The organism is Bradyrhizobium manausense (assembly GCF_001440035.1).
Taxonomy (GTDB): Bacteria; Pseudomonadota; Alphaproteobacteria; order Rhizobiales; family Xanthobacteraceae; genus Bradyrhizobium; species Bradyrhizobium manausense.
This window is the reverse complement of record NZ_LJYG01000108.1, coordinates 162,719-188,789: the sequence shown is the minus strand read 5'-3', so window position 1 is coordinate 188,789 and position 26,071 is coordinate 162,719. Positions and strand designations below refer to the sequence as shown.

Genomic DNA, 26,071 nt, shown 5'->3' with positions numbered 1-26,071 from the left:
GGGTGCGCGCTTTGACTACAATGGCTCGTCGTCCAGCGTGGATGGCTCCGCCTGCAGCGACACGAAATCGCCTCCGCCGTAATCGTCCTCGGGATCCGGTCGGTCGGACTGGAGATAAAGCCGGTCCTCCACCGCGCGAACGCCTGCAACGTTCTCACAGGCCACGATGGCCGCCCGATGCGCGTTTTCACCCCTGACCACGCCACGCAGCGTGACCGTGCCGTCCTTCACGCTGACGTTCAAGCAGACCGGCTGCCACGGTGTCCCGGCCAGCGCGGCGAGGACGGAGCGACGAATCTGGCCGTCATCCCCGGAGTAGCCGGAAGCGCTGGTCAGCGGGCCGGCAACCGCGGACAGGAAGTCGGATCGGGTGATGATCCCGACGATGCGCTCGCCGCGCATGACCGGTACGTGATTGAGATGCCGTCGCTCCATCATGTCGGCAACTTCCACAAGCGGCGCCTGCTCGGTGGTCGACACCGGCTGGCGGGTCATCACCTGTTCGACCGTGCGCCCGTGCTCCTTGACGAATTCGGCTGCAGTGCGATCGGCTCCGCGCAACATCGTGAGCAAACGGTTGCGTTCGTGCGCCGTGCCGATTTCAGGCCGCCTGAGGAAATCGCTTTCGCACAGGATGCCGACGAGCGTCCCGGCCGGGTCCACCACCGGCAGGCCGCTGATGTGATGGGCAAGCATCACCTTGACGGCATCGGCGACCGGCGCGTTCGGCCGTATCGTCACAACGCGTCTGGACATGATCTGGTGCGCGCGCATGTCGTCCTCCGAGAGACAAACAGGTATTTGCCGTGACAAACCACGTCTTGATCCGGATCAACGCCCGTGCGGTGCGTGGTGCCATGCTGGATATCAACATCGGAACATTTCGAACATGCGCTTACGAACGGTTCTGTTGGGTGCGATCATCCTCGCGCTGTCCGCCTCCAGCGTCGCGGCGCCTTCCGATGTGTCGGCGGCGCTGTCCGACCTCATGACCAAACTTCAGTTGCAGCACGCCAAGCTCTGGTTTGCGGGCAAGCTCAGCAATTGGAGTCTGGCGAATTACGAGCTTCATCAGATCGAGGCCAACCTTGAAGCCACCGGCAGGTTGCTGGCGAACCCGTCACAAGCCGATCGCGCCAGGGAGCAGATTCGGGCCGTACGCCAGGCGCTCCAATCGAAGGGCGTCCCCGCGTTCATGACATCCTATGCCGGGCTGACAAACGAATGCAACGGCTGCCACCGCAGCAGCGGCTATGCCTGGATCGTCATGCAGATCCCGCTCACCCTGCCCGTTCCCAATCAGCTGTTTGTCGACCAGGTGTCCGAGGGGCGCGCGATTGCCAACGCCACTTGCGGGACGTGCCACGTCGTCGCCGACGCTGCCAAGGAAGCACCGGCGTTTCGCCCGTCCCCACCAGCTTTCCCGGAGATCATCAACCGGCCCTCCTTCTCCGCGGATGGCCTGCGGCATTTCCTGACGTCAGGCCATCGGCGACTGGGACCAGACCAAGCCATGCCGAATCCGAGGCTCACAGAATCCCAGGTCGAAGCCGTCGTGGCCTATCTGGAGACGTTGCGAGCTGACCAGCGGCGCTGAAATGCGCCCACCTGTCCCGGCGGCACCATGCTCGCACGAGGCTGCGATCTGCAGCCGATGCGGCTAGCGCAACGGCAGCAATTCGAGTTGGCCCTGCGCCGTCTTGACCGCCGCGGTGAACCAGCTCTGGCTGGGCGCCTCCTTGGCGAAGCACTTGGTATAGGCCGCCATCGCCTGGTCTTCCCGGGCCATGGCATCCTCCGGCGTCTTTCTGGCCATCATCTGCTTCCAGACCTTCTCGCAGGTCGGAATCTCGGCCGTCTTGACGGCCTCGCTCGCGGCGAGGAAGAACACCTTCTCGCCACGGATCGCGACCACGTCGATCTCGTGCGGCGGACCCTTCAAATCGCCATTGCCGCGCACGCCGAGCACCGCGACCGCGGTGCTGACGGATGCGGGCTTGGTGATGGGCAGCTCGGCATATTTGGCGAAGGCAGCGTCCTGGATGGCGGCATAGTAGAAGGTGTCGGACCTGAACGCCGCGTCGATCTCTTGCGGCATCGGATCCTTGCGGTGGTCGGCAAGCCAGCGCTTGAGCAGCGTGGTCGTCGTCACCACGGCCTGCTGCTTGTCGCCCGCGGTGGCGAAAGCGAGCCCGTCAAGATGGCCAAAGCCGATGTCGTCCTTGAACAGCGTGTCGACGTTCGACTTGCCCTCCGCGGGCAGCCCCTTGATCGTGACTGGTCCGATCAGGCCGCGCAGCACGCCGGTCAGTTCGCCCAGCGCCACATCGTGTTGCCTGCTGGTCTCCTCGCTCTCCTTGGCCTTCGAAAACTTCGCGATGTAGCGGTCGCGCAGATCGAGATAGTGCTGCTCGGAAGAGGCTGCGTGGGCCGGCGTGGCGAGGGCAAGCAGGCAGAGCAAGGCAAGTGATCTCATCGAATTGTCCAGAAGGCTGAAGGGCGATCTTCAGTCTTGGTGACCGGGTTGGCCCGGAAGGTTCATCCGTGCCGGCGTGCCTGCTGCGGCGGAGAACCAATCCTTCACCATGGCGGGCGGGTTCGATTGAGCGCCGGGAAGGCGGGCGGTAAAACCCGCTGCAATGCTTTCGGGGGCTCCATGAGCGACTTGATGAGTGACTTGCGCGCTGCGGCCCGGCAATCCACGGCGAGAACCGGGATCATCGAGTTCGAAGGCGCCAGGGGAACCGTGAGCATCCCCTGCACCGTCGCGGATGTCTCCGGCACCGGCGCGCGGCTGAAGCTCGACTGGTCGCTGGCGTTTCCGAAAGAGGCCACGCTGATCTTCGCCGACGGCTTGCGCAAGGCCTGCCGGGTGGCGTGGCAAAAGCGGCGGCTGCTCGGTGTCGCCTTCGCCGATGGCGTCGCGAGCGCCGACGAGCAGGCCCTGATGATGACCGAGGAAGAGCAGGCCCTGCACCGGCGGCACATTGGGGCCCAGCTGAAGGGTGCGCGCGAGGCGCGGGGCTACACCGAGGCCCAGATTGCGGACCTCGTTGGCGTCTCGCCCGAGTTCATCTCAGGCGCCGAGCGTGGCGAGGTCAGCATTCCTCTGCACCAGCTCACCCATATGGCCGATCTGTTTCTGGTTGACCTCGACAGTCTCGTCGCAGGCCCGGCGTCGATCGACCTTCCGCCGGCTCATTATCTCAGCGGTGCCGCAGCCGGCGATTGACCCGCCGCGCCAGATAGTCGCCTGCGCTCTGCACCAGCTGCACCAGGGCGATCAGCACGACGACCACGGCCAGCATCATCTCCGGCATGAAGCGCTGGTAGCCGTAGCGGATGCCGAGATCGCCCAAACCCCCGCCACCAACCGCGCCGACCATGGCGGAGTAGCCGAGCAGGCTGACCACTGCGAGGGTGAGCGCCAGCAGCAGGCCGGGCAGCGCCTCGGGGATCAGCACCTTGAACACGATCTGGATCGGTGACGCGCCAAACGAGGACGCGGTTTCGATCAGGCCGCCATCGACTTCACGGATCGCAGCCTCGACCAGGCGCGCGATGAACGGCGTCGAGGCGATCGTCAGCGGCACGATCGCGGCCGTTGATCCGATCGAGGTGCCGGCGATGAGACGCGTGAACGGGATGATGGCCACGACCAGGATGATGAAGGGCGTGGAGCGGGTCGCGTTGACGACCATGCCAAGGGCTGCGTTGACGGCAGGGGCCGCAAACAGCTCGCCCTTGCGGCTGGTCGCCAGGAACACGCCCAGCGGCAAGCCGAACAGAGTGCCGAGCGCCGCCGCGATTCCAACCATGAACAGGGTTTCGAAGGTGGCCTGAATGATCAGGTTGATGAGTTCAGGCGACATAGCCGAGACGCTCCGCCGAGACTTGATATTGAGACAGCCAGGCCAGCGTGCGCGTCGTCGCGCCCTCGCCGCCGGAATCACTGACAGGAATGCCCAGAACGAGCGAGCCGACATGCTGGCCGCCGATCTCATCGATCCGCGCCGACAGCAGCGAGACGTCGAGGCCGAGCTCGCGGGCAAGCCGCGCGATCAGCGTATCGCCGGCCCCTGCCCCGCGCACCTGAACGCGAATCACGGCGTGGCTGCCCGGCTCCTGCACGATCCGGCTGGCCAGCGAGACCGGCAGGCTGTCGCCGCTGGCCTCAGCCAGGAATGATTGCGTGATCGGATGCTTGGGATGGGTGAAGATGTCGGCGACATGGCCGCTCTCGACCACGCGGCCGGCATCGAGGACGACGACATCCCTGGCGAGCTGACGCACCACGGACATTTCATGGGTGATCAGCACGATGGTCACCCCGAGCTCGCGGTTGATATTCGCGAGCAGATCGAGGATCGCGCGCGTGGTCTGCGGATCGAGCGCCGAGGTCGCCTCATCAGACAGCAGCACGCTCGGCCGCGTCGCCAGTGCGCGGGCAATGCCGACACGCTGCTTCTGGCCGCCTGACAGCTCTGACGGATAGCGGTCGTGCTTGTCGGCGATGCCGACCAGCGCAAGCAATTCTGTCACGCGAGCCTTGATGTCGGCTTTGGACCAGCCGGCGATCTCCAGCGGCAACGCGATGTTGTCCGCGGCGGTGCGCGAGGACAGCAGATTGAAGTGCTGGAAGATCATGCCGATCGAGCGCTGCGCCAGGCGCAGCTCGCGGCCCGTGAGCGCGGAGATGTCTCTGTTGTCGACCACGACGCGGCCCGTGCTCGGCTTTTCGAGCCCGTTGATCAATCGCACCAGGCTCGACTTGCCGGCGCCGGAACGACCGATCACGCCGGTGATGGAGCCGCGCGCGATCGAAAAATCGATGCCCTGCAGCGCGACGACGCCGGGCTTGCCGCGATAGGCCGGATAGGTCTTCGCGACGGTCTCGAAGCGGACCATCGCGTGCGGCTGAGCCGAGCCATCTTGGATTTTGACCGGTTCGCCGATCAGCAGCGATGGGTGCGCATTCATGGAAGCGGCTTTCATGGAAGGATATTTAGCCCGCCCGGGCGAAAGGCGCAGGCGGGGCCACGTCGCGATCCGAGCGACGATGGGTGGAACCAAAGCAGGCGGCCGGTGGCGACGCTGCATTGCAGCGGACCATCGCCCTTTCCAGTCTTTCTTGCAATTTCAGATATTTGCGGGGGATTGGGCGAAGTTTCCCCAATCCCCCGCAGGGGAAGAAAATTCTCCTGCCGAGGGGGTATCAATCTGCGGGGAAGCTCACCGGACCATGGCCAGCCAGGGCAGCACGATGACCAATAGCCCGGCGAAATAGAGCACCCCGAAGATCAGGCCAAAACCCCAGAACTGGCCCTTCCCGATATAGCCGCTGCCGTAATACATCGGCGCCGGCCCGGTGGCGTAGGGCGAGATCACGCCCATCAGGCCGAGCGAATACATGCAGAGCATGGCGAGCGTCGTCACCGGCAGACCGGGAATGCCGGTGCCGACCGCGAGCACGACGGGCAGCACGGCCGCCGCGTGCGAGGTGATGCTCGAGAAGAAATAGTGGATCCAGAAGAACAGCGCGACCAGCAGGATCATCGCGGTCGACGGCGAAAGCCCTATGAGCGGCTTTGCGAATTCATTGGCGAACCATTTGATGAAGCCGATCTCGTTGAGGCCCGAGGCCAGAGTCAACAGCGAGGTGAAATAGAAGAACACCTCCCATACGCTCTTCTCGCTGGCGATGTCGGCAAATTCGATCACGCCGCTGACCAGCATCAGCGAGATCACGATGAACACGACGGTCGTGGCATTGACGAAGTTCGAGCCGAGCACGGGGATGTGAATGTCCGGGCTGGAGCCGGCGATCCACAGGAACATCGCGAGCACGATCAGCACCAGCATGATCCACTCGTTGCGCGACATCGGGCCCATCTCGCCGAGCTCTTTCGCGGCCCATTCCGAGATCTCGGGGCTGCGCTTCACCTCCGGACGGCAGATCAGATAGCTGAGCAGCGGAACGAGGACCATCAGGAGAATGCCGAGCGGCGCAAAGCCGATGAACCATTGGCCCCAGCTCACGTCGACACCAACCGTCTTCTTGGCGATCGCCAGTGCGGCCGCGTTCGGCGCCAGCGCCGTGAAGAACAGCGAACTCGTGATCGCGGTTGCCGCGAATGCGGTCCACATCACATAGGTGCCGATCTTGCCGGCGGTCGGCCCCGGCTCGGAACCATAGATGCGCGGGATGTTGCTGATGATAGGATAGACGATGCCGCCGCTGCGTGCGGTGTTGGAGGGCGTTGCCGGTGCCAGCAGGAAGTCCGACATCGCAACCGCATAACCGAGCCCGAGCGTGTTGGTGCCGAGGCGCCGCACCAGCACCAGCGCGATGCGCCGGCCGAGTTGGCTTTTGCGATAGCCAATCGAGAACACGAAGGCGCCGACGATCAGCCACACCGTGCTCTCGGCAAAGCCCGCCAGCATCCAACGCAGCGATTTGCCGGGATCGGGATCGATATAGCCGGCGACACCCGCGACCGTCAGCCCGATCAGGCCGACTGCGCCAACCGGCATCGATTCCAGGATCAGCCCGGTGATGACAGCGGCGAAGACCGCAAAATAGTGCCACTGATTGACGTTGAGACCCGCTGGCACCGGCCACAGATAGATCGCGAGCCACACCACCAGCGGCGCGACAAGTTTCCAGCGAAACCCGGTCGCCTCGGATGGCTGCGAATTGGCGGTCATGCGTGCTCCCCCCCCCCTGACACCACGTCTGCGGGCTGGTTGGCCAGCCGCTATTGTCCCAGCGCGGCGTATACGGATTGTCGGTGGCGCGATCAATGGCCTGAAATCGAGGTCGGACCTCCTCTCGTCCGGCAGAACGGTTTTCCGCACCTATTCTGCGCCGCGAAGGCGAGCGTGTTCCCCGGCACGACGGCCCACCGCCGGGTCTCGACAGCGAACGACCAAAATGCCTATCTTGCCGCCATGAGCCAAGATCACGACCATCATCACGATCACGACCATTCAGAACTGTCCGAGACCGAGCTGCGCGTGCGCGCGCTCGAGACTGTTCTGACCGAGAAAGGCTATGTCGAGCCGGCTGCGCTCGACGCCATCATCCAGGCCTACGAGACCAAGATCGGCCCGCATAATGGCGCGCGCGTCGTCGCCAAGGCCTGGACCGATCCGGCGTTCAAACAGGCGCTGCTGGAGGATGGCAGCAAGGCGATCGGCACGCTCGGCCATGTCAGTCGCGTCGGCGATCATCTCGTCGTGGTCGAGAATACCCCGACGCGCCACAACATGGTCGTGTGCACGCTGTGCTCCTGCTACCCCTGGGAAATGCTGGGGTTGCCGCCGGTCTGGTACAAGGCTTCGCCCTACCGCTCGCGCGCCGTGAAGGATCCGCGCGGCGTGCTCGCCGATTTCGGCGTGAGTGTGCCCAAGGACATTGAGATCCGGGTGTGGGATTCCACCGCCGAGACGCGTTTCCTGGTGCTGCCGATGCGCCCCGCGGGCACGGAAGGCTGGAGCGAGGAGCAGCTTGCCGAGCTCGTGACCCGCGACTCCATGATCGGCACCGGCTTCCCCCGGACGCCAGGAGCTCCGTCGTGAACGGCGTGCACGACATGGGCGGCATGGACGGCTTTGGAAAGGTCGAGCCCGAGCCGAACGAGCCTGTCTTCCATGAAGAATGGGAGTCCCGGGTGCTGGCGATGGTGCGCGCGATGGGCGCGGCCGGCGCCTTCAACATCGACACCTCGCGCTTCTATCGCGAGACGATCCCGCCGCATGTCTACCTCTCCAGCTCCTACTACAAGAAGTGGTTCCTCGGCCTTGAGGAGATGCTGATCGAGAAGGGCTACCTCACCCGCGAGGAGGTCGCCGCCGGCCATGCGATGCAGCCCGGCAAGGCGCTCAAGCACGGCAAGTTCGATCTCGGTCAGGTCGAGCGCATCATGGTACGCGGCAAGTTTGCCCGCCCAGCGCCTGCGCCCGCCAAATTCAACATCGGCGACCGCGTGCGTGCCAAGAACATTCATCCGACCACGCATACGCGGCTGCCGCGCTATGTCCGCGGTCATGTCGGCGTGGTCGAGCTCAACCACGGCTGCCACGTGTTTCCCGACACGGCGGCGATGGAGCGCGGCGAGAACCCGCAATGGCTCTACACCGTCGTGTTCGACGGCCGCGATCTCTGGGGGGAGGACGGTGATCCGACCCTGAAGGTCTCGATCGACGCGTTCGAGCCCTATCTGGACCCGGCCTGATGAGCAGTGAAGCTGCTGCCGCCGCAACCGCGGCGATTCCAAGCATTCCGCGTGACGACGACGGCCCGGTGTTCCGCGCGCCCTGGGAAGCGCAGGCCTTTGCCATGGCCTTGACGCTGCACGACCACGGCGTGTTCACCTGGCCCGAATGGGCTGCGGCCTTGGCCTCCGAGATCAAGCGCGCGCAGGAAGCGGGCGACCCTGATACGGGCGAGACCTATTATCTGCACTGGCTCGCCACGCTGGAGGGCCTCGTCGCGAGCAAGGGCGTCGCGTCGATGGACACACTGCACCGCTATCGCGACGCGTGGGATCACGCCGCGGATCGCACGCCGCATGGTAGGCCGATCGAGCTGAGGGACGAGGATTTTCGGTAGGCCTGCGCGCGCCCCGAACTCGTCATTGCGAGGAGCTCTTGCGACGAAGCAATCCAGACCGTCACCGCGGGAAGATTATGGATTGCTTCGCTTCGCTCGCAATGACGGCGGAACTACNCCCCGCCACAAACTCCCGCCACCCCTTCGCCCGCAAACTGCACGCCGGGCACTCGCCGCAGCCATATCCCCACTCATGCCGCGCACCGCGTTCGCCGAGATAGCAGGTGTGCGACTGCTCGCGGATCAGATCGACCAGCGCGTCGCCACCGAGGTCATGCGCGAGCTTCCACGTCGCGGCCTTGTCGATCCACATCAGCGGCGTGTGCAGCTCGAAGGCTCGCGCCATGCCGAGCGAGAGCGCTGATTGCATTGCCCGAATGGTCTCGTCGCGGCAGTCGGGATAGCCGGAATAGTCGGTCTCGCACATGCCGCCGACGATGTGGGTGATGCCGCGCCGATAGGCCAGCGCCGCGGCGAAGGTCAGAAACACCAGATTGCGGCCGGGCACAAAGGTGTTGGGCAGGCCGTCGGCGCCCATCGCGATCGCAACGTCCCGGGTCAGCGCGGTCTCGGACACGGCCGCCAGCGTCGGGATCGACAGGGTGTGGCTCTCGCCCAGTTTTGCCGCCCAATCGGCGCGAAGGTCCTTGATGCCCTCGAACAGCCGGTCACGGCAGTCGAGCTCGACGGCGTGGCGTTGACCGTACTCGAACCCCAGCGTCTCCACGCGCGCAAAGCGGCTCAGCGCCCAGGCAAGGCAGGTGGTGGAATCCTGGCCGCCAGAGAAGAGCACGAGGGCGGTTTGGGATGAAAATGTGTCGCTCATGGGCCGCGCTTTAGCACTTGCGGGGCGTATCAGCCAATCGGTGGAAATCGGCCTGTTCCGCCCCGCCGCGCTGGGAACGGCGGCGCGCTTTTGGCATAAGGATTTGGACCCAGGAGACTGCCCCCGCAATGACCCCTTCCCGCGACATTTCCCGCCTGATCGAGATCATGGCGGCGCTGCGCACGCCGGTGACCGGCTGCCCCTGGGACCTCGAGCAGGATTTTTCGACGATCGCGCCCTACACGATCGAGGAAGCCTATGAGGTGGTCGACGCCATCGAGCGGGGCGATCTCGACGACTTGCGCGAAGAGCTCGGCGACCTCCTGTTGCAGGTGGTGTTCCACGCCCAGATGGCCTCTGAGCAGAACGCGTTCTCCTTTGGAGACGTGGTCGAGGCCATCACGCGAAAAATGATCCGGCGCCATCCCCATGTGTTCGCCGACAAGGACGGCAATCTCGCCCCGCATCACGTCAAGGAAGTCTGGGACCGCATCAAGGCCGAGGAGAAAGCCGAGCGCGCCGCGCGCCGGCCGCCGGAGGCAGCGCCGTCGCACAAATCGCTGCTCTCGGGCGTCAAGGCCGGCCAGCCTGCGCTGACGCGCGCGATGGAGCTGCAGCGCAAGGCCTCCACGGTCGGCTTCGACTGGAACGATCCGCGCGCGGTGCTGCAAAAGATTCGCGAGGAAGCGGACGAGATCGAGGCCGCTCTCGATCGCGACGACAAGCAGGAGATCGCGGAAGAGACCGGCGACCTCATGTTCGCCCTCGTCAACCTCGCCCGCCACGTCGACGCCGATCCGGAAGCCGCGCTGCGCGCGACCAATGCGAAGTTCGAAAAGCGCTTTGCCTATATCGAGCGGGCGCTGGAAGCGCAGGGGCGCACGCTGGAGCAGGCTTCGCTTGAGGAGATGGACGCGCTGTGGAATGCGGCGAAGACGGCTACCTGACGCGAGGACATGAAGTGGACATCAGACAGGACAATCCGAAGGCACCTCACGTTGCGGACTTGTTGGCGCATCATCTGGCAGAGCTGCGCAGCGTCATGGGCGAGCATGCGCAGGCGCTCGACGCGAGCGGTCTCTCGGCTCCATCAGTGACGTTCTGGACGGCCTGGCAAGGCGACGTGCTGGCCGGCTTCGGGGCTCTGAAGCAGCTGGACGCGAGGCACGGCGAAGTGAAGTCGATGCGTGCCGCGCCTGCTGCACGCCGGACCGGAGCCGGGCGCTCGATTCTGAACCACATCATTGCCGAAGGCCGCAAGCGCGGATATGCGCGTCTCAGCCTGGAGACGGGCACGGCGCCGCTGCACGCGCCCGCCGTCGCGCTTTACCGCAGCGCCGGCTTCGTCTCGTGTGCGCCGTTCGCCGACTATCAGGCGAGCCCGCACAACCAGTTCATGAGCCTCGATCTGTCGCGGTGATGTTCGGTGCGTAGCCCGGATGGAGCGCAGCGCAATCCGGGGTCTCTCCGTGTCGTGATATCCCGGATTGCGCTGCGCTCCATCCGGGCTACGTCCGACTCACGCCGACAGGCGTGGCACCGCATCAAACCTGTTCACCACGATGTCGCGCTTGGTCTTGTCCACGCGCACGGTCATGTCGAAGCGGCCGTCGTGCAGCTCCTTGGCCAGCACCTCGGAATTGCGGTGCAGCCAGCTGATTCCGGCGCCGTCGGCGGCGTCGATGGAGAGATCGAGCGTGGTGCGCTTGGCGGCGAGCCGTTCTTCGATCGCGGCGAGCAGCGCGTCGATCCCCTCGCCTGACACGGCCGAGACCAGCATCGCGGGATGATCTTCCGGCCGGCGCGCGGCGATATTCAGAAGCTCTTCCCGCTGCTCTGCGTCGTAGCGGTCGATCTTGTTCCAGACCTCGATGATGCGGCCTGAGTCATCAGGATTGATGCCGAGCTGGCGCAGCACCGCGTCCACGTCGCTCTGCTGGGCCTCGGCATCTTCATGCGAGATGTCGCGGACGTGCAGGATGACATCGGCCTCCAGCACCTCCTCCAGCGTGGCGCGGAAGGCGGCGACGAGCTGCGTCGGCAAATTGGAGATGAAGCCGACCGTGTCCGACAGCATGGCCTTGCCGCCATGCGGCAGGTTGAGCGCACGCAGGGTCGGATCGAGCGTGGCGAACAGCATGTCGGCCGCCTGCACGTCGGCACGCGTCAGGCGGTTGAACAGCGTCGACTTGCCGGCATTGGTGTAGCCGACCAGCGCAACGACCCGATAAGGCACGCGCTGGCGGCCGGCGCGATGCAAGCGGCGCGTCGCCTGCACCTTCTTCAGCTCGCTTTCGAGCTTGGTGATGCGCTCCTGGATCAGGCGGCGGTCGGCCTCGATCTGGGTCTCGCCGGGGCCGCCCATGAAGCCGAAGCCGCCACGCTGGCGTTCGAGATGGGTCCACGATCGCACCAGGCGCGAGCGCTGATAATTGAGATGGGCAAGCTCGACCTGGAGCGCGCCCTCCTTGGTCTTGGCGCGGCGGCCGAAGATTTCGAGAATGAGCCCGGTGCGATCGAGCACCTTGGCGTGCAATTCCTTCTCGAGATTGCGCTGCTGGATCGGTGCCAGCGCGCAATCCATCACCACGAGCTCGACGTCGAGGCTCTTGGCGAGCGCGGCGATCTCCTCGACCTTGCCCTTGCCGATATAGGTCGCAGGCCGGATCTGGCTGATCGGCGCGATGATGGCATCGGCAATGACGAGGTCGATCGCGCGCGCGAGGCCTGCGGCTTCATCGAGCCGGGCCTCCGCGTCACGCTGAACATGACTCTCCGATTGCGCGTCGGCACTTCCCGCGCGCGCTCGCAAATAGGGGCCGACGACAAGCACCCGCCCCGTTTGTTTAGCCCCGGCCGATCGCGGACGGTCGGCCTCCCCGTCAAAATTGCGGGGTTCCAATCAGATCACTCTCAAGCCGGCTGATCCTCGCCGCCTTCGAACAGCTGGATCGGAGCGCCTGGCATGATGGTCGAGATCGCGTGCTTGTAGACCAGCTGCGAATGACCGTCGCGCCGAAGCAGCAAACAGAAATTGTCGAACCAGGTCACGATGCCCTGGAGCTTCACTCCGTTGACCAGAAAGATCGTCAGTGGCGTTTTGGTTTTGCGAACGTGATTGAGGAAGGTGTCCTGTAGGTTTTGTGCGCGGTCTGCCGCCATTGTTTTTTTCTCGCTTTGAGTTTCTTTTTATTGCACCGGAAGCGACCCTGTTTTCAAATTGGGCCTTCCTCCGGTTGCCGCTCCTCATGAGATCCCCCTCGGAGGGACGGCTGGTCGATTAGAGGACAGGTGGACATTTTAGGCAAGCCGCTTCGCGCGGCACGACGCGCCCTATTTCTCCGAAAAACTACGGAAATAGATGATTTTTCCCAGATATCCCAGCAAGTGCGACCGTGGCGTCGAGCTTAGCCGACCCCGAGCGCCTTCAACTTCCGGTGTAGCGCCGACCGTTCCATGCCAACAAACTCGGCCGTGCGAGAAATATTTCCTGAGAAACGGCTGATCTGGGCAATCAAATAGTCGCGCTCGAACACTTCACGTGCCTCGCGCAGCGGCAGGCCCATGATGTGCTCGCCATTGTTGCTGGTCGGCATCGCCGGCACCATCGAGCCAACGTCCTGGGGCAGCATGTCGGCGGTGATGATCACCTCCGGCCCGCCCGCGGCCAGAATCATGACTCGCTCAACGTTGTTGCGGAGCTGACGCACATTGCCCGGCCAGACATGTGATTGCAGCACCGCCATCGCGTCCTGGCCGATCTGCCGCTTCGGCAGGCCGCTGCCGGCCGAGATCTGCTCCATGAAATAGTCGATCAATTCAGGAATGTCCTCGCGCCGTTCCGACAGCGCGGGCACGCGAATCGGCACCACCGAGAGCCGGTGATAGAGGTCCTCGCGGAAATGGCCGGCCGCGATCTCCTCTTCGAGGTTGCGCGCGGTCGAGGAGATGATGCGGACGTCGACCTGCACCTTGGCGGTACCGCCGACGCGCTGGAACGACTGCTCGACCAGCACGCGCAGAATCTTGTTCTGGGTCTCGCGCGGCATGTCCGCGATCTCGTCGATGAACAGCGTGCCGCCATGGGCCTCTTCCAGCGCACCGGGCTTGCGCGGATGCTCGCCGTTGGACTGTTCGACGCCGAACAGCTCGTGCTCCATGCGCTCCGGCGTGATCGCCGCGGCGTTGATGACCACGAAGGGGCCGTCGGCGCGGCCCGAGGCCATGTGCAGCGTGCGCGCGGTCAATTCCTTGCCGGCGCCGGCGGGGCCGACGATCAGGATGCGGCTGTTGGCCTTGGCGGCGCGCTCGATGGTCTGGCGCAGCTGGTTCATGCTCGGCGAGCGGCCGACCAGCGAGCTTGCGCTCGGCGCGAGCTGCTTCAGCTCCTTGACCTCGCGCTTGAGGCGCGAGTTTTCCAGCGCCCTGGTGGCGACCAGAATGAGACGGTCGGCCTTGAAAGGCTTCTCGATGAAATCATAGGCGCCGCGCTTGATTGCGGCGACGGCGGTCTCGATGTTGCCGTGACCGGAGATCATCACCACTGGCAGATCGGCATTGTCCTTCTTGACCTGCTCCAGCAGCTGCAAGCCGTCGAGCTTGGAGCCCTGCAGCCAGATGTCGAGGAACACCAGATGCGGCCGCCGGTTGGCGATCTCGGCCAGCGCCGAGTCGCTGTCGCGCGCGGTCCGCGTGACAAAACCCTCGTCTTCGAGGATTCCCGCAACGAGATCCCGAATATCGGCCTCATCATCGACAATCAGAATTTCACTTGCCATGGGTCGCGCCTGTCTTCTCAGCTGCCTGTTGAGGCTTCGATTTTCGTTGAATCATTGGTCTTTTCAGCCGGCTCTTTGGTTTCGGCCGCCGGCTCTTTTGTTGCCTGCGCCGTAGCAGAGTCCTTGGCGGAATTTGGGGCCGTTTCCCTGATTTCGGGCGTGGTTGCGCCCTTGGCGGTGTCCGTCGCCGCCGCCCCGGGCTCGGCACCTTCGGCCTTCTTGGCCTGTCCGGAGATCGCAAAGCGCATGCGCATCCAGGCGCCGCGCTGGCCTTCGCGGAAGTCTGAGGCGTCCTTCAGCTCGATGCGGCCGCCATGGTCTTCCAGCACGCGGCCGACGATGGCAAGGCCAAGGCCGGTGCCCTTGGCGCGCGTCGTCACATAGGGCTCGAGCAGCCGCGAGCGCGCAACCTTGGGCAGGCCGATGCCGTTGTCGATGACATCGATCAGGACGTCGTCGCCCTCGCGCGACACCACGACGTCGATGCGGCCTTTGCCGAGCTCTTCCGGCGGCACCTGCTCGATCGCCTCGGTGGCATTCTTGACGATGTTGGTGACCGCCTGCGAGATCAGCCGGCGGTCGAACTGGGCGCGCAGCGGATCCTCCTTGAACTCGGCCTCGATGTCGAGCTCGGGATGGGCGACCTTCATCAGGAACACGGCCTGCCGCACGGTGTCGGCGACATCCTCGCCTTCCATCACGGGTTTCGGCATCCGCGCAAAGCGCGAGAATTCGTCGACCATGCGCCTGATGTCGTCGACCTGGCGCACGATGGTGTCGGTGCACTGGTCGAAGATCTGCTTGTCCTTGGCCTCGGTGATGTCCTTGCCGAACTTGCGGCGGATGCGCTCGGCCGAGAGCTGGATCGGCGTCAGCGGGTTCTTGATCTCGTGGGCGATGCGGCGGGCGACATCGCCCCAGGCCGAGGTGCGCTGCGCCGAGACCAGCTCGGTGATGTCGTCGAGCGTGATGATGTAGCTGTCGTGCGGCTGGTTCTTCTCGGCGCTGACTCGGACCGAAAGATTGCGCTCGGTGCCGTCGCGCGTGATCGTGATCTGGCCCTGCACCAGGCGCTGGGTGCCTTCCCGCGACGCCTTCATCATCTCGTCGAGCTCGGGCAGCACGTCGGAGAGCGGATGGCCGAGCGTCTCGGCCTCGGAATGCCCGATCAGCTTCTCGGCGGAGCGGTTGAGAATGCCGACGCTGCCCGAGGTGTCGACGCCGATGATGCCGGCGCTGGCCGAGGACAGCACCGCCTCGATGAAGCGGCGGCGGCTGTCGATCAGGTCGCTGGCATTGACGAGCTCGTCGCGCTGGCTGCGCAATTCCTGCGTCATCTTGTTGAAGGTCTCGCCAAGCTGAGCGAGATCGCCTTCCGATTGATGCACGGGCACCTTCACATGGAGATCGCCGGTCGACACCGTGTGGGCCGCATTCATCAGCCGCCGGATCGGTGCCACCAGCGAGTTGGCGAAGTTGAGGCCGATCAGCACGGAAGCCATCAGGATGGTCAGCGCGATCACCGCGAACATCAGCGCGAACGCGACCTGGATGCCGAGCCGGCGCGACTCGATCTGGGCATATTCGGCGACGCTGATCTCCGTCTGGTTGACCTGACTGACCACGTTCGGGTCGAGCGGACGGGCGACATACAGGAACGTATCGTTGAAGGCGCGCAGGCGGATCACGGCAGCGACGGAGCTCGCGTCCGGAAGGATCGCGATTTCCGGCTCGGTCTCTTTGACGTTGCTGAGGAATTCCGGCGCGGGCGGCGAATAGGTCAGCCGCATGCCGGTGTCGGCGGACTCCAGGATGTTGGTGCTCTTGTCGATGATCATCGCGCCCGGCAAGTTGCGGGACGCGGCGCTGGCCGTCAGAATTTCGCGGAACGACCGCCGATCCTGATCATAGAGCGGCCGCGCGTGCGCAATGTCGTTGGCCATTCCAAGAATGTCGCCCTGGATCAGCTGGGCATGGTCGTTCATGTAGGCCCGCGCGATCGTCAGCGAGTTCTGGATCACTTCCTTGGTGGGTCCCGAGAACAGCCGGTCGAGACCGCGCTCGATGGTGACGTTGGCGACGACGGCGACCAGCACCGCCGGCAGCACGGCAACGATCGAGAACAGGCTGACGATCTGGACATGAAGGCGCGCCGCCGCCCGTCCCCGCCGCCGGGCCAGGATCAGCTGCCAGAGCTCGCGGACGATGATGCCGACCAGCAGCAAAATCGTGCCGGCATTGATCAGGTAGAACGAGCGCACCACTTCCGGCGTCGGCTCGATCTTGGCCAGACCGGTCAGGACCAGGAAAGTCAGGAGCGCCGAGAGCAGCGCCAGGGCCACCGCAAATGGTGCCAGCCAGCGTCGCGCGGACCAGCGCCGGGGCTCTTCGGCTGGGGCCGTGTCAAAGGATGCGGCCGAGGTGTCTGCGCTGGTCATTCCGGCAATGGTGCTGAAAACGTGGGTCCGCGCTGGGCGGAAACTGATGTATTCCTACCACATTGTTGCTGAGACGCGACAGTGTCAAATAGCCACGCGATCTCAGCGGCTTACCGAATTCAACTTCTTCTTTTAGCCACGATTTCCCAAAACGGGAGGTCGGGATTCGAGAGCTTCTCGCTGTGGGTGCCCCTCGCCGGCAGCTGCGGTGGAACGGGGTCCGTCCGTGGCCCGCAACGGCGCAGCGGACCAGCGGCCCGCGCAGGTCAAGACCCCGGTGACCCCGGAGGACATCACCGCTTCGGTGATGTCAGCTGATCGCCCCGGCGCTGCCAGCTCAATCCTGCTTGCGCCGATCGAGGCGTTTTCGCTGAGCCTTCATGCGCCTGATCTCCTCGTTCAGCTCGTCGGTCTTTGCCTCGAGCCGCTGATCCCTGGATACTCGCTGATCGGCGCCGCGCAGCTTCTCGATCGTCTTTTCGACCGAGAGTTTGTTGATTTCAGCCATGGCATCACTCCCTTCGTTATGCGGCAAGTCCGCCGAAGCAGGCGCCGAAATAGCCGGCATAGAGCGCGGGGACCTCGAGGTTCATCGAATGCCCGACGCCGGGCACGATCACGAGACGGCAATCCGGCATCGCCGCAGTCATGGCACGAAGATCGGCCGGCGCGATCCAGCCGTCCCGTTCGCCCCACAACACCAGATGCGGGTGGCGCAGCTCCGGCATGCGCCGTTCCAGCTCGCGGCTCTCTTTTTCCCGCGTCAGATTCACCGGCGTTCCAATCCAGATGCCTTCGGAGACGCTGAAGGTCTGCTCGATGATGCGATCGAACAGCGCTTGGATGTCTCCCAGACCTTGGCGAAATTGCGGGATCATGTTTGGCGCCATACTCTCCGGCACGAACAGCGAGGAAGCCGCGGTCGCCATGATCGTCCGCGTCAATTCCTTGCTCGCCATCATCGCCCGAAACAGGCCGATCTGATCGGCATTGAAGACCATGCCGAGCGGCGTCACCGGATCGAGCGCGAACACGCGGCCAAAGCGCTGCGGCTGCGCCAGCAGCATGCGCGCCGCAATGATGCCGCCGGTCGAATGCGTGGCAAGATGGCAATAGCCGACGCCCAGCGTATCGAGCGCGGCGAGCATGTCGTCGGCATGCTGCTGCATGGAGTAATTGGAATAATCTGCCGTGGCCTTGGGACGGTCGCTGTCGCCGCAGCCGCGCCAGTCGATTCCCACAACGCGAAGACCCGATGGAAACAGCGGCGCGGCGAGCTCGATCCAGTCCTTGCTGGCGAGATTGCCGTGGATGAAGACGACGGTGACGTCGCCCTGCCCCCACTCCCGCCAGCCAAGCTGGACTGCACCCGCCTGCACCCGCGGCATCAGATCATCCTATTTGTTCAACCCTGCCGTCGGCGCCGCGCCAGGCGGGGTCGGCGCCACGGGGATGGCCGAGGCGACGGCGCCCTTGATCATGCGGTCGGTGCCGAGTGGCGATGACGTATCCACTCGTCCCCTGGTCACGAAGTCGACGACATCGGCCGAATACTCCACCGGATTGTCGGTGTGGATGAAGTGTCCGGTCTCCGGGTAGATCTTGAGCATCGGCCGGTTTCCGACATTGGTCATGCGCGTCATGAAGGGCGTGATGACGTCGCGTCCGAGATCGGTCAGCCCGTTGAAAGCGGGCGTCGGGATGAACGGCTCCTTGTCGCCGAACGCCAGGAAAATCGGCGCCTTGATCTGCGTGACCCGCTCGTAAAGATTCTTCGGATCATCCTGCTGGAGCTCTGATCCGATCGTGTAGATATCGAAGATGAAGACGTTGCACCATTGCTCGAGCTCTTTCGGATTGCCCCTGGTGAGCCCGACGCGCTGTTCGGTGTGGAAGCGGGCATATTCGCTGTCGCTGAAGAAGTAGCCGCTCTTCGCCGCCGACACCACGCCGGTGTCAGGATCACGCTTCTTGAAGTAGAAGAAGTCGCGAATGCCCTGCTCGTCACGGGCCTTCTCCGCGGCCAGGATTCCGGTCTGGTCCCAGATCTGCTTCCACTTGTCGAAGTCGCGGCCGAGGCCCGGCTGGAACAAAGGTGCCTTCTTGTCCTTCGCGATCGTGGTGTCGCGCGGATATTCCTCGAGACCCGACGGCGCTTCGAGCGCCAGGCCCTGCACCGCGTCCGGCCAGGTCAGCGCATAGCCCATGACGAACTGGCCCCCGAGCGAGTGGCCGAGATAATAGGCCTTCTTGACGCCGAGCTGGTTGACGACCAGATCGTAGATGGTCTCGCGCATGTCCTGCATGGTGCGCGCCGGGCTCTTGTCGAGATTGCCCGGCCCCGACATGCCGTAGCCCGGCAAGTCAGGCACGATCACGCGCAGGCCGCTTCGCAGCGCGTATTGCATGATGTTGCCGTAGTGCCCGCCGAAGGCGCCCTTGCCATGGATGATGACGAGGACCTTCGGGTCCTTGTCGGTGCCGGCATACTCATCCATGTAGCCGATCTGCCAGGTATTGCCGATCTTGTCCTTGGCGTTGGCGTATTTGACCGGATAGGGATAGGTGACGAAGTCCTTCCAGAAGGATTTGCCCGGATCGATCTTCTCGGCGACTCCAGGAACACGATAATTCTTGTCGACGAACAGCTGGGCGCGATCGAGCGCGGCCACGTCGTCCATGAAGGCGACGAATTTCGGATCGTTCTTGCGCTGGTTGATGATCGGAAACACGCCGTAATGGGCGACCGGACTTTCCTGCGCGATCAGGTCCGCCCCCGGCACGCGATCGACTGCCTTTTGTGCCAGCTTGAAATTCAGCCAGAGGTCATTGGTGATGTGCATCACCAGCGTGCGCGCCTGGATACGGCCGAGATACGGATTGATGTTGTGGGTCTCGCCGACCCGGTTGCGCAAGACGAGATCGACGGCGTCATAGAGCTTGGCACGATTGGTGACGTTCAGGCCCGCCTTCTCGTTCGGCGGATCCCAGTAGAAGATTTCCGGCTGTACCGCGGCCCAGTTCTGGGTCGTGCGATAGGCAAAATCGTAACCCGTCATGCCGAGGATCGACCAGCCGAACGCGACGCCCGGCACCGGATGTTTCTCCTTGGGCAGGTTGTAATAGTCGCCCTTGGTCGCCTGCCAGACCGGATCGCCCTGGATCGCGGCAGTCATCATCTGGAAGGTCCAGTTGCCGACGGGGTCGTCGCCATCGGACTGCGTGGTGCCGCCGATCGGCATGATCGCGCTGACATATTCCGGATGCATCACGCCCCAGACATAGGTCTGCGTGCCGCCCATGGAGACACCGGTCACGAGCGCAACGCGCGCGACCTTCAGCTCGTCGCGGAGCAGGCGATAGTTTGCCTGCACCATGTCGTAGTAGCTGTATTGCGGAAACTTGATGCCGAGACCCTCGGACGGCTTGCTGGCGCCCCAGGTTCCGAGCGGATCGACCATGATGACGTAATAGCGATCGGTGTCGATCGGCCGGCCCGGTCCGATGATCGGGACGCCGCCCGACAGTGGCGCACCTTTGACCCACTGCTCATACATGTCGGTGGAATCGCCGGAATAGTAGGAATTGACGACGACGGCATTGGTAATTTCGCCCTGCGCATTGCGCCGCGCGTTGCCGATCGCGATGTAGCTGGTGTGCAGCTTGCCCGCACCGAGCGATTCCAGCGTGACGCCGCCCTCGCCGCCGAGCTCAAATTTCGAGGGATCGGACAGATCATACTTGCCGCCAATCTTGAAGTTGGCGATCTCGTAGGTCTTCTTCAAACCATCATGTTGCATTTGCGACGAACGCCGCGTGAAAGGTTGTGCAACTGCGAGCGATGTGCCGACGAGCAGCAGGATGAGGCCGACGAGGCTGTGCCTTGCGAATCCATTCCCGATCATGATGGAGCCTCCCTTGCATTTTGAGGGGACGCTAGACAGCTCGATCAGGCGAGCTTTGATCTAACTCAATGGAATGCGGCGCGTCGGATGAAGGATCGCGCAGTCAAAAACTGCTGGCGAACGCAATGCCCTTCCTCAGTCACGGCTCGTACCGGATCCGCTATGAGCTGGACGGACCGGCAGACGCTCCCGCCTATGTGCTGGTGAATGGGCTGACGCAATATGCCGAGCTTTGGGCAGCCTACTGTGATGCGCTGCTGGCCCGGCGCTTTCGCGTCGTCACATTCGACCTGCTCGGCCAGGGCGTCTCGGACAAGCCGGCGCTGTTCATCAATCAGGACGATCATGTCGCCGTGCTCCACCGACTGATCGGCACGCTCGGCGACGGACCCGTGTTCCTCAGCGGTATCAGCTTCGGCGGTCTGATCGCGCTGCGCTATGCCATCGAACACGGCAAGCGTCTGTCCGGGCTGGTGCCGATGAGCTGTTTTGCCGAGCTGTCGCCGCAGCTGCTCTTGATCGGCAACGCGCTGCGTACCGGTCTCATCCTCGGCGGTACCAGCTACCTGCAGGACCTGCTGCTGCCAATGAACCTGTCTGACCGGTGGCTGAAGCCGCTGCTGGACAAGCTCGACGGCGTCAAGCGACAGGGTTGGCTCGTCAACGACGTCTATGCCCTGCAAAACCTGATGGAGTCCTTTCTGGACTTCCATCCGATCACCTCGCAGCTCTCGTCCATCGCCGTCCCGACCATGATCCTGAATGGCGAATTCGACTTCCTGACTCCCCGCTGCCTGCACGAGACGCTTCGCGTCGAAATCCCCGACAGTGCGCTGGTGATCATTCCGGAGGCCTATCACGCCTTCACCCTCGAGAAGGGAGCGCTCACCGCAGACCTGCTCGCGCGCTTTGCCGAGGACGTGCTGGCCGGGCGCTGGCAGGGCAACAAGGCCGTCTTGATCGCGCCTGGCGAGCCCGGCGGCGAGCTCTCGCCGTTTCCGGCCGGCTACGACCATCTGCGCGCCATTCCCGTGCAGAGGCCCTCGCCATGAGCGGCTTCCTCGGACCGCTCGATGCTGACGGTCGGGTGCCGCCGCAGCAGCAAACGCGCGTGGCTGCCTTCCTGATCTCGGCCCATGGCGCGCTCGCGCGGCAGTTTGCTCTGGCGCTGCCGTTAAGGATCGAGACTGCCTGGCAGACCGAATTGAACGCGCAGTTCTATCGCGAGTCCGAGATCGTCTCGTTGCTGCAGCGCGCGACCATTTGGGTGCCGGATATCGCCCTGGGCTACATGGCCGCTTCGTGGGAGGCGGCCTGGCTTCCTCCACCAACCGGATTGACTGGGGATCGCAGCCTTGCGCCATCAGTCAATCTCGCCACGCTTGCGCACGCCGTTCACGCCGCCATTCGCCCGGCAGCGCTGCTGCCGACCGAGGCCAGCCCGGCCGATCCCTTCGTCCTGGCGCTGCGGCGCATCGAGTTCGAGAGCGGTCGCTTGCTCCAGGCGCAAATCCTGTTCCTGAAAGGGCCTGAGCTCTTGCCCTTCCGCGATGCCGTCAGCGCGGCGCTGGAGCAGCGGCACAATGAGGTGCGCAGGCTCTGGCGCGAGATGCTGGCAAGCATCGGCATCGACCCACGCGAATGATCGGAAGCCTTGACGCAGATCAACGATGGCAATCTGCCGTCCCGGAACATCAGTCCATCACCACTGTCCGCTTCCGCGATCGGAGTTCCATCGATGAAGGCCGTTTCCATCGAAGAAGCAGTTGCGATGATCCCCGCCGGTGCAAGCCTCATGATCGGAGGATTCATGGGCGTTGGAACGCCGGAACGCCTGCTCGACGAACTCGTGCGGCAGAAGAAGACCGGGCTGACCCTGATTTGCAATGATGCGGCCACCCCGGGAAAGGGTGTCGGCAAGCTGTTCGATGCGGCGCTGGTCGCTCGCTTGACCGCCACCCATATCGGCCTCAATCCCAAGGCGCAGCAACAGATGCTGGCGAACCAGATCGCCGTCGATCTCGTCCCGCAGGGTACCTTCGTCGAGCGCATTCGCGCAGGCGGATGCGGTCTCGGCGGGGTTCTGACCCCCACGGGGGTCGGCACGTTGGTTGCGGAAGGCAAGCGTGAGATCGAGGTCCACGGTAAGCCATTCCTGCTGGAGACCGCGCTGCGGGCGCAATTCGCGCTGGTGCATGCATTCCTCGCCGACTATCTCGGCAACCTCGCCTACGCGCTGACGTCGCGCAATTTCAATCCCGTCATGGCGATGGCCGCCGACACGGTCATCGTCACCGCGGAGAACATCGTGCCCGTCGGCGTCATCGCACCCGATCACGTCGTGACCCCGGCACCGCTCGTCGACTACCTCATCACCAACGGGTGACACATGGACCCGCAGATCATCATCGCCCGGCGCGTCGCCAAGGAGCTGAGAAGCGGCAATCTCGTCAATCTCGGCATCGGAATCCCGACCCTGGTCGCAAACTACGTCCCATCCGATCTCAAAGTGTTCTTCCAATCCGAGAACGGGTTGATCGGCACCGGCCCAATTCCGGAGCAAGGCATGGAGCACCCGACGCTCACGGATGCCGGCGGCCGTCCGATCAGTGCGCTGCCGGGCGCGGCCACCTTCGACAGCGCGATGTCGTTCGGGCTGATCCGCGGCGGCCATGTCGACGTGACCGTGCTCGGAGGCCTCCAGGTAGATAGCTCCGGCCATCTCGCCAACTGGATGATCCCGGGCAAGATGGTGCCCGGCATGGGCGGCGCGATGGATCTCGTGACGGGTGCCAAGCGCGTCGTCGTTGCCATGCAGCATGCGGCCAAGGGCAAGTCCAAGATCGTCGCCAAATGCACGCTGCCGCTGACCTCGGCACGGCCCGTGGATCTGGTTGTCACCGACATGGCGGTGATCGGCTTTCCCGACGGCAAGGCAACTCTGCTGGAAACCGCTCCCGGCGTCACCGCCGGTGAGGTCCTGGCGGTGACCGAAGCCGAGCTCGCGATCCCTGAAACCGTGCCGGAAATGAAGATCTGACGAGGCCAGGCCATGCGGATATTCAGCGATTTCGACGACATCAAATCCGCCATCGGGACCGAGATCGGTGTCAGCGACTGGGTCGAGGTGTCGCAGGATCGCATCAACCAGTTCGCGGCGGCGACCTGCGACGAGCAATGGATCCATGTCGATCAGGAACGCGCGGCTAAGGAAATGCCTGGCGGCAAGACCATTGCCCACGGCCTGCTCTCGCTGGCGCTCGCGCCCCTCTTCATCCGCTCCGTGATCGGCCTGAAAGGTTTGCGCAACACGCTGAATTACGGCGCCGATCGCATCCGCTATCTGGCACCGGTTCCGGCCGGCTCAAAGCTGCGCGGCCGCGTCACCGTTGCGGAAGCCGAGGATGTGCCGCCGGACGGCCTGCGCGTCAACTATCACCTCGTCATTGAGATCGAGGGCGGCAAGAGGCCCGCCTGCGTCGCTGAGCTCATCGCCTTGCATTATCGTTGAGCGCGTTCAATCGATGATGTGATAGCCACCATCGATATAGAGCACCCCGCCGGTGATCAGCTTGGCGCCGTCAAGCGCGAGGAAAGCGGTGGCATTGCCGACATCGTCGATGCTGACGAGGCTGCGCGACGGCGCCTTTGACTGCGCCTTGTCCATCAGCTCGTCGAATTCAGGAATGCCCGAGGCAGCACGGGTCGCCAGCGGTCCCGGCGAGATTGCGTGGACGCGGATGCCCTTCGGACCCAGCTCGGCCGCGATGTAGCGGACGGAGGCTTCGAGCGCGGCCTTGGCGACGCCCATCACGTTGTAATTCTCCACCACCATCTGGCTGCCGTAATAGGTCATGGTGAACAGCGTGCCGCCGTTCTTCATCAAGGGTTCGGCGAGATGGGCCATCCGCATGAACGACCAGCACGAGACGTCCATGGTCTTGAGGAAGCCGTCGCGACGGACGTCAACGACGCGGCCATGCAGCGCCTCCTTGGGCGAGAAGGCGATGGAATGGAGCAGGAAATCGAGCTGGCCCCACTCGGTCGCAATGCGCTCGAATACCGCCTCGGTCTGGCCCTCGGCCATCACGTCCATCGGCATGAAGATCGGCGCCTCCAGCGCCTGGGCCAGCGGCTCGACATGTTTCTTGGCGCGGTCGTTCAAATAAGTCACGGCGAGATCCGCACCGAGCGCGCGGAACGCTCGCGCGCATCCCCAGGCGATCGACTGGTCGTTGGCGATGCCGACGATCAGCCCCTTCTTGCCCTTGAGCGCCACCTTGCTGTCCGGAAATACGGGGATCATGACACCCTCTCAGATCTTGTGTTGTGCGATTGGCCGTTCATCAGCAGCGACAGCGTGTGCTGGGCGATCATCAGCTCCTCGTCGGTCGGAACGACATAGACGGGGATGCGGCTGTCGGCATGGGAGATGAGGCGCGCATGGCGGGCATTCTCGCCTGCATCGAGCACCGCGCCGAGCCATTCGAGCCTGGCTGCAACGCGCGCGCGGATCGATGCGGAGTTCTCGCCGATACCGGCGGTGAACACGAAGGCATCAAGCCCTTGCAGCGCCGCCGCCAGCATTCCGGCGTTGAGGGCGATGCGGTAGACGAAATAGTCGATGGCGAGCCTTGCTTGCGGATCGTTGCTGGCCTCCAGCTCGCGCATGTCGTTGCTGATGCCGGAAAGGCCCTTCAGGCCACACTCGCGGTAGAGGAAGTCCTGCACTTTCGCTGGCTGCATGCCCTTCTCGGAGATCAGATAAAGCAGCACGCCGGGATCGATCTGTCCGGGTCGCGTTCCCATCGGCAGGCCGTCCAGCGCCGTGAAGCCCATGGTGCTCTCGACGCTGCGGCCCTCCTTGAGCGCGCACATCGAGGCGCCGCTGCCGAGATGAGCGACGATCACGCGCCGCTTGGCGATCGCGGGCGCGAGGTTCGGCAGCGTTCGGGCGATGTACTCGTAGGACAGGCCGTGGAATCCGTAGCGCCTGACGCCCTCGGCGTGAAGCTGATGCGGAATGGCATAGTGATCTGCGACGGCATCATGGTTGCGGTGAAAGGCGGTGTCGAAGCATGCCACCTGCGGCAGCTCCGGAAAATTCGCCAGCAATGAGCGGATCGGTGCGAGATTGTGCGGCTGGTGCAGCGGCGCCAGAGAAACAAATCGTTCGAGACGGGACACGACGCCATGGTCGATCAGGACCGGCTTTGAATAGTCCGGGCCGCCATGCACGACGCGGTGACCGACCGCGATGGGCGTGACCTGGAGCTCGTTGCGCAGCCAGTCTCCGGCAACGGCCATTGCCGAGGGAACATCGGGCACGGCCTCGATCGGATAGGCGCGATCGGCCAGGGACTGCCCGCCGGCGTCGCCGGCGCGCAGGNCTGCCGATGCCGTCCATCTGCCCCTTGATCTGCCGGCGCAGCCTGGCCTCGCCTTCGATCGAGTAGACCTGAAACTTGACACTTGAGGAGCCGGCATTGACGACGAGGATGGTGTCCATG

At 64.1% G+C, this 26,071-nt stretch carries 26 protein-coding genes and 2 pseudogenes; 12 read left to right on the top strand and 16 right to left on the bottom strand.

Going from position 1 to position 26,071, the window contains the following annotated elements; all coding sequences use genetic code 11:
- Positions 1-15: 15 nt before the first annotated feature.
- Positions 16-774, bottom strand: coding sequence for a CBS domain-containing protein (locus AOQ71_RS30920; RefSeq protein ID WP_057755032.1), 759 nt, complete (start codon positions 772-774; stop codon positions 16-18).
- Positions 775-910: 136 nt separating this feature from the next.
- On the opposite strand from AOQ71_RS30920, the gene AOQ71_RS30915 reads away from it, so the two are divergent.
- Positions 911-1,597, top strand: a complete 687-nt coding sequence (locus tag AOQ71_RS30915) for a c-type cytochrome (RefSeq protein ID WP_245317270.1) — start codon at positions 911-913, stop codon at positions 1,595-1,597.
- Between the two features lie 63 nt (positions 1,598-1,660).
- Here the strand turns inward: AOQ71_RS30915 and AOQ71_RS30910 are convergent, their stop codons facing one another.
- Positions 1,661-2,476 carry a hypothetical protein gene (locus AOQ71_RS30910; RefSeq protein WP_057755025.1) on the bottom strand — a complete coding sequence of 272 codons (816 nt, stop codon included), beginning with the start codon at positions 2,474-2,476 and terminating at the stop codon, positions 1,661-1,663.
- Positions 2,477-2,668: 192 nt separating this feature from the next.
- Between AOQ71_RS30910 and AOQ71_RS30905 the strand changes: the two genes are divergently transcribed.
- Complete coding sequence (locus tag AOQ71_RS30905) at positions 2,669-3,232, top strand: helix-turn-helix domain-containing protein (protein ID WP_057756654.1); 564 nt, start codon at positions 2,669-2,671, stop codon at positions 3,230-3,232.
- Here AOQ71_RS30905 and AOQ71_RS30900 read toward each other — a convergent pair.
- From AOQ71_RS30900 to AOQ71_RS30890, 3 genes are all read right to left on the bottom strand, one after another.
- Entirely contained in the window at positions 3,207-3,872 is a 666-nt protein-coding gene (locus AOQ71_RS30900) for a methionine ABC transporter permease (RefSeq protein ID WP_057755023.1), read from the bottom strand. The genes AOQ71_RS30905 and AOQ71_RS30900 overlap by 26 nt on opposite strands.
- Positions 3,862-4,980: a methionine ABC transporter ATP-binding protein gene (locus tag AOQ71_RS30895; protein ID WP_162268429.1), complete on the bottom strand. Its 1,119-nt coding sequence runs from the start codon at positions 4,978-4,980 to the stop codon at positions 3,862-3,864. The genes AOQ71_RS30900 and AOQ71_RS30895 overlap by 11 nt, the downstream gene beginning before the upstream one ends.
- Positions 4,981-5,232: 252 nt before the next feature.
- Positions 5,233-6,708, bottom strand: coding sequence for a DASS family sodium-coupled anion symporter (locus tag AOQ71_RS30890; protein ID WP_057755018.1), 1,476 nt, complete (start codon positions 6,706-6,708; stop codon positions 5,233-5,235).
- A gap of 243 nt (positions 6,709-6,951) precedes the next feature.
- Here AOQ71_RS30890 and nthA point away from each other — a divergent pair, with 243 nt between their 5' ends.
- The 3 genes from nthA to AOQ71_RS30875 are packed head-to-tail and all read left to right on the top strand — an operon-like array spanning position 6,952 to position 8,614.
- Positions 6,952-7,581, top strand: a complete 630-nt coding sequence (gene nthA / locus AOQ71_RS30885; RefSeq protein ID WP_057756652.1) for a nitrile hydratase subunit alpha — start codon at positions 6,952-6,954, stop codon at positions 7,579-7,581.
- The gene (gene nthB / locus AOQ71_RS30880) at positions 7,578-8,237 is read left to right on the top strand and encodes a nitrile hydratase subunit beta (RefSeq protein WP_057755011.1); all 660 of its coding nucleotides are present in this window, start codon (positions 7,578-7,580) and stop codon (positions 8,235-8,237) included. Before nthA ends, nthB begins: the two co-directional genes overlap by 4 nt.
- Positions 8,237-8,614 (top strand): nitrile hydratase accessory protein, encoded by a 378-nt coding sequence (locus AOQ71_RS30875; RefSeq protein WP_057755008.1) that lies wholly within the window; start codon positions 8,237-8,239, stop codon positions 8,612-8,614. Before nthB ends, AOQ71_RS30875 begins: the two co-directional genes overlap by 1 nt.
- Before the next feature lie 118 nt (positions 8,615-8,732).
- Here the strand turns inward: AOQ71_RS30875 and queC are convergent.
- Positions 8,733-9,440, bottom strand: a 708-nt coding sequence (gene queC, locus AOQ71_RS30870) for a 7-cyano-7-deazaguanine synthase QueC (protein WP_157083752.1), incomplete at its 3' end; no start/stop codon positions are given.
- A 128-nt stretch (positions 9,441-9,568) separates the two neighbouring features.
- On the opposite strand from queC, the gene mazG reads away from it, so the two are divergent.
- Together mazG and AOQ71_RS30860 are read left to right on the top strand one after the other, a co-directional pair.
- Positions 9,569-10,387, top strand: coding sequence for a nucleoside triphosphate pyrophosphohydrolase (gene mazG / locus AOQ71_RS30865; RefSeq protein ID WP_057755000.1), 819 nt, complete (start codon positions 9,569-9,571; stop codon positions 10,385-10,387).
- 14 nt (positions 10,388-10,401) lie between these two features.
- Positions 10,402-10,860 (top strand): GNAT family N-acetyltransferase, encoded by a 459-nt coding sequence (locus AOQ71_RS30860; protein ID WP_057754997.1) that lies wholly within the window; start codon positions 10,402-10,404, stop codon positions 10,858-10,860.
- Between the two features lie 99 nt (positions 10,861-10,959).
- Here AOQ71_RS30860 and hflX read toward each other — a convergent pair whose 3' ends face one another.
- From hflX to AOQ71_RS30830, 7 genes are all read right to left on the bottom strand, one after another.
- Positions 10,960-12,342, bottom strand: a complete 1,383-nt coding sequence (gene hflX / locus AOQ71_RS30855) for a GTPase HflX (protein ID WP_057754994.1) — start codon at positions 12,340-12,342, stop codon at positions 10,960-10,962.
- 11 nt (positions 12,343-12,353) lie between these two features.
- Positions 12,354-12,602, bottom strand: coding sequence for an RNA chaperone Hfq (gene hfq, locus AOQ71_RS30850; protein WP_007591126.1), 249 nt, complete (start codon positions 12,600-12,602; stop codon positions 12,354-12,356).
- 245 nt (positions 12,603-12,847) lie between these two features.
- The gene (gene ntrX, locus AOQ71_RS30845; RefSeq protein WP_057754991.1) at positions 12,848-14,218 is read right to left on the bottom strand and encodes a nitrogen assimilation response regulator NtrX; all 1,371 of its coding nucleotides are present in this window, start codon (positions 14,216-14,218) and stop codon (positions 12,848-12,850) included.
- A 17-nt stretch (positions 14,219-14,235) separates the two neighbouring features.
- Positions 14,236-16,656 (bottom strand): sensor histidine kinase, encoded by a 2,421-nt coding sequence (locus AOQ71_RS30840; RefSeq protein WP_057754987.1) that lies wholly within the window; start codon positions 16,654-16,656, stop codon positions 14,236-14,238.
- Between the two features lie 337 nt (positions 16,657-16,993).
- The gene (locus AOQ71_RS46445; RefSeq protein WP_167354008.1) at positions 16,994-17,164 is read right to left on the bottom strand and encodes a hypothetical protein; all 171 of its coding nucleotides are present in this window, start codon (positions 17,162-17,164) and stop codon (positions 16,994-16,996) included.
- Positions 17,165-17,180: 16 nt separating this feature from the next.
- On the bottom strand, positions 17,181-18,044 hold the full coding sequence (locus AOQ71_RS30835) for an alpha/beta fold hydrolase (protein ID WP_057754982.1): 864 nt from the start codon (positions 18,042-18,044) through the stop codon (positions 17,181-17,183).
- Positions 18,045-18,053: 9 nt separating this feature from the next.
- Positions 18,054-20,561 (bottom strand): alpha/beta hydrolase, encoded by a 2,508-nt coding sequence (locus tag AOQ71_RS30830; RefSeq protein ID WP_057754979.1) that lies wholly within the window; start codon positions 20,559-20,561, stop codon positions 18,054-18,056.
- A gap of 125 nt (positions 20,562-20,686) precedes the next feature.
- On the opposite strand from AOQ71_RS30830, the gene AOQ71_RS30825 reads away from it, so the two are divergent.
- From AOQ71_RS30825 to AOQ71_RS30805, 5 genes are all read left to right on the top strand, one after another.
- The gene (locus AOQ71_RS30825; protein ID WP_057756650.1) at positions 20,687-21,613 is read left to right on the top strand and encodes an alpha/beta fold hydrolase; all 927 of its coding nucleotides are present in this window, start codon (positions 20,687-20,689) and stop codon (positions 21,611-21,613) included.
- A complete protein-coding gene (locus AOQ71_RS30820) occupies positions 21,610-22,206 on the top strand; it encodes a hypothetical protein (RefSeq protein ID WP_057754976.1) in 597 nt (198 codons plus the stop codon). The genes AOQ71_RS30825 and AOQ71_RS30820 overlap by 4 nt, the downstream gene beginning before the upstream one ends.
- 93 nt (positions 22,207-22,299) lie before the next feature.
- On the top strand, positions 22,300-22,947 hold the full coding sequence (locus AOQ71_RS30815) for a CoA transferase subunit A (RefSeq protein ID WP_057754973.1): 648 nt from the start codon (positions 22,300-22,302) through the stop codon (positions 22,945-22,947).
- 3 nt (positions 22,948-22,950) lie between these two features.
- Positions 22,951-23,601, top strand: coding sequence for a 3-oxoacid CoA-transferase subunit B (locus AOQ71_RS30810; protein ID WP_057754971.1), 651 nt, complete (start codon positions 22,951-22,953; stop codon positions 23,599-23,601).
- 12 nt (positions 23,602-23,613) lie between these two features.
- On the top strand, positions 23,614-24,072 hold the full coding sequence (locus AOQ71_RS30805; RefSeq protein ID WP_057754968.1) for a MaoC family dehydratase: 459 nt from the start codon (positions 23,614-23,616) through the stop codon (positions 24,070-24,072).
- A gap of 6 nt (positions 24,073-24,078) precedes the next feature.
- Here AOQ71_RS30805 and fabI read toward each other — a convergent pair whose 3' ends face one another.
- The 3 genes and pseudogenes from fabI to AOQ71_RS48870 form a co-directional block, all read right to left on the bottom strand.
- On the bottom strand, positions 24,079-24,867 hold the full coding sequence (gene fabI, locus AOQ71_RS30800; RefSeq protein ID WP_057754965.1) for an enoyl-ACP reductase FabI: 789 nt from the start codon (positions 24,865-24,867) through the stop codon (positions 24,079-24,081).
- Positions 24,864-25,950 (bottom strand): annotated as a pseudogene (locus AOQ71_RS30795) (acetate/propionate family kinase); the annotation flags it as partial. The pseudogene AOQ71_RS30795 and the gene fabI, both read right to left, overlap by 4 nt.
- A gap of 1 nt (position 25,951) precedes the next feature.
- A pseudogene (locus tag AOQ71_RS48870) lies at positions 25,952-26,070 on the bottom strand (acetate kinase); the annotation flags it as partial.
- Position 26,071: the final 1 nt, after the last annotated feature.

Bases quoted from the DNA above. Each gene is read 5' to 3' on its own strand.
- mazG (WP_057755000.1), top strand. From the start codon at position 9,569: ATGACCCCTTCCCGCGACATTTCCCGCCTGATCGAGATCATGGCGGCG.
- AOQ71_RS30890 (WP_057755018.1), bottom strand. From the start codon at position 6,708: ATGACCGCCAATTCGCAGCCATCCGAGGCGACCGGGTTTCGCTGGAAA.
- AOQ71_RS30900 (WP_057755023.1), bottom strand. From the start codon at position 3,872: ATGTCGCCTGAACTCATCAACCTGATCATTCAGGCCACCTTCGAAACC.
- AOQ71_RS30875 (WP_057755008.1), top strand. From the start codon at position 8,237: ATGAGCAGTGAAGCTGCTGCCGCCGCAACCGCGGCGATTCCAAGCATT.
- nthA (WP_057756652.1), top strand. From the start codon at position 6,952: ATGAGCCAAGATCACGACCATCATCACGATCACGACCATTCAGAACTG.
- AOQ71_RS30910 (WP_057755025.1), bottom strand. From the start codon at position 2,476: ATGAGATCACTTGCCTTGCTCTGCCTGCTTGCCCTCGCCACGCCGGCC.
- AOQ71_RS30810 (WP_057754971.1), top strand. From the start codon at position 22,951: ATGGACCCGCAGATCATCATCGCCCGGCGCGTCGCCAAGGAGCTGAGA.
- AOQ71_RS30815 (WP_057754973.1), top strand. From the start codon at position 22,300: ATGAAGGCCGTTTCCATCGAAGAAGCAGTTGCGATGATCCCCGCCGGT.
- AOQ71_RS46445 (WP_167354008.1), bottom strand. From the start codon at position 17,164: ATGGCTGAAATCAACAAACTCTCGGTCGAAAAGACGATCGAGAAGCTG.
- AOQ71_RS30830 (WP_057754979.1), bottom strand. From the start codon at position 20,561: ATGATCGGGAATGGATTCGCAAGGCACAGCCTCGTCGGCCTCATCCTG.
- hfq (WP_007591126.1), bottom strand. From the start codon at position 12,602: ATGGCGGCAGACCGCGCACAAAACCTACAGGACACCTTCCTCAATCAC.
- AOQ71_RS30835 (WP_057754982.1), bottom strand. From the start codon at position 18,044: ATGCCGCGGGTGCAGGCGGGTGCAGTCCAGCTTGGCTGGCGGGAGTGG.
- AOQ71_RS30825 (WP_057756650.1), top strand. From the start codon at position 20,687: ATGCCCTTCCTCAGTCACGGCTCGTACCGGATCCGCTATGAGCTGGAC.
- AOQ71_RS30895 (WP_162268429.1), bottom strand. From the start codon at position 4,980: ATGAATGCGCACCCATCGCTGCTGATCGGCGAACCGGTCAAAATCCAA.
- AOQ71_RS30820 (WP_057754976.1), top strand. From the start codon at position 21,610: ATGAGCGGCTTCCTCGGACCGCTCGATGCTGACGGTCGGGTGCCGCCG.
- AOQ71_RS30920 (WP_057755032.1), bottom strand. From the start codon at position 774: ATGCGCGCGCACCAGATCATGTCCAGACGCGTTGTGACGATACGGCCG.
- AOQ71_RS30905 (WP_057756654.1), top strand. From the start codon at position 2,669: ATGAGTGACTTGCGCGCTGCGGCCCGGCAATCCACGGCGAGAACCGGG.
- AOQ71_RS30805 (WP_057754968.1), top strand. From the start codon at position 23,614: ATGCGGATATTCAGCGATTTCGACGACATCAAATCCGCCATCGGGACC.
- fabI (WP_057754965.1), bottom strand. From the start codon at position 24,867: ATGATCCCCGTATTTCCGGACAGCAAGGTGGCGCTCAAGGGCAAGAAG.
- AOQ71_RS30840 (WP_057754987.1), bottom strand. From the start codon at position 16,656: ATGACCAGCGCAGACACCTCGGCCGCATCCTTTGACACGGCCCCAGCC.
- ntrX (WP_057754991.1), bottom strand. From the start codon at position 14,218: ATGGCAAGTGAAATTCTGATTGTCGATGATGAGGCCGATATTCGGGAT.